Annotated in this window: 1 protein-coding gene; it reads left to right on the forward strand. The window is 64.6% G+C overall.

Annotated elements, in window-relative coordinates:
* The coding region (locus tag SB764_RS38725) for a TolC family protein (protein WP_410866567.1) at positions 1 to 367 on the forward strand (367 nt) is incomplete at both ends.

The following is a 367-nucleotide window of genomic DNA, read 5'->3' on the forward strand; positions in this document are numbered from 1 at the left end:
AGAGCGACAAGACGCTCGCGCAGCCGCAGCAGTTCGAGTCGTCGCAAAGCATTCCGGCGCAGGGCGGGCAGTGGCCCGCGTTCGACTGGGCGAGCCAGTTCGGCGATCCGCAGCTCCAGAAGCTGATCGACGAAGCGCTCGATGGCAATCCGACCATCGCGCAGGCGCAGGCGCGCATTGCCAAGGCGTCGTCGTATATCGAAACGTCGAAATCGGCGCTCTATCCGAAGGCCAACGCGAGCTACTCGTGGACCCGCGAGCTCTATTCGGCGAACGGGCTGTTCCCACCGCCCTACGGCGGCAGCTGGTACAGCGAAAACAACGTGCTGGCCAGCGCCTCGTGGGATCTGGACCTCTGGGGCAAGAA

The organism is Paraburkholderia sp. SIMBA_027 (genome assembly GCF_046535315.1).
Taxonomy (GTDB): Bacteria; Pseudomonadota; Gammaproteobacteria; order Burkholderiales; family Burkholderiaceae; genus Paraburkholderia; species Paraburkholderia tropica.